Consider the following 1,031-nt stretch of genomic DNA (forward strand, 5'->3'; position numbering starts at 1 on the left):
ATTCTCGATAGCAGCTGAAATAATGCGTTAATTGAGGGAAAAGATTATAGTAATGGTGCAAAACAATGGGATGGTGCAGAGCAGACACATCTGCCTAATGATAATCCTGATATTTCTTCTAATGGTAAATTTATGTTTAAAGTAAATGTTATGGGTTGGGATATTAACAATGACAATTATAACTCTTGGAAATCGGCTGTTTCAGCAAAGTTTGGGCAGAAATTTTTTAATATTCCACAAAAAAAGTATGCTGTAGACAATTATAAGGGTATGACAAATAAAAACAAAATAAGATTGAAATCAGCTGCACAATATGGTTTGACTATGTTTTGGCAAGAAGTAAATATTACAAAACCGAAGGAAAAATGAAAAGATTACAAATAATACTCATGATACTTTTCTCTATTGTTCTAAATGCTCAATTAAAATATGATACAATAGACTTTAAAGATATTATGGTTAATAATTACCCGTTATATACCAATTTTAAAAATATTAGAAAAAATATTGATGACACTAAGACGAATGCAAAAGTATTTACAGGAAAAGAAATAAATATACCATTTTGTGAACTTAAATCTGAAGATATTTTTTATACGGTTTTTTCTAAAAATATTGTTTTTAGTTATAATGAAAATCTGAGTGATGAAATATTTATAACTTATGTAAAACCCAATAAGAATTTTAATTTAAAGCTTAAAGTTAATGGTAGTTCTCTGATTCTAAATACTAATACAACGATTAATACTTTTAAAAAATATTTTAAGAAGTCTGATTATACTTTGTTGAATGATAAAAAAGGGTTTAAATTAATTGTAAAAAATGGTAAACAGTACGCTGATTGTAATTTGATTTTTAGGAATAAACGTTTTGTAGAAATGTATCTGGAAAAATAGTAAAAAATGCAGCTAAAGCAATAAGTAAATAAGCTATAATACTATGAAAGCGCTATACTTCTTTATGATATGTACTTTATTTTATTATTGCAAAAAAAATAATAAGTCTGAAACATTTCAAACCTCAAAAAAGGA

2 protein-coding genes are annotated in these 1,031 nt (G+C 25.6%); both read left to right on the forward strand.

Annotated features, from left to right (window positions below; all coding sequences use genetic code 11):
• Positions 1 to 132: 132 nt before the first annotated feature.
• Positions 133 to 369, forward strand: coding sequence for a hypothetical protein (locus BBH99_RS11970; protein ID WP_066695846.1), 237 nt, complete (start codon positions 133 to 135; stop codon positions 367 to 369).
• Entirely contained in the window at positions 366 to 896 is a 531-nt protein-coding gene (locus BBH99_RS11975) for a hypothetical protein (RefSeq protein WP_066695848.1), read from the forward strand. Before BBH99_RS11970 ends, BBH99_RS11975 begins: the two co-directional genes overlap by 4 nt.
• Positions 897 to 1,031: the final 135 nt, after the last annotated feature.

The sequence above is a fragment of the Chryseobacterium contaminans genome, assembly GCF_001684955.1.
In the GTDB taxonomy this organism is placed as follows: Bacteria; Bacteroidota; Bacteroidia; order Flavobacteriales; family Weeksellaceae; genus Chryseobacterium; species Chryseobacterium contaminans.

Excerpts from the sequence above, each read along its gene's own strand:
- BBH99_RS11970 (WP_066695846.1), top strand. The coding sequence starts at position 133 with ATGTTTAAAGTAAATGTTATGGGTTGGGATATTAACAATGACAATTAT.
- BBH99_RS11975 (WP_066695848.1), top strand. The coding sequence starts at position 366 with ATGAAAAGATTACAAATAATACTCATGATACTTTTCTCTATTGTTCTA.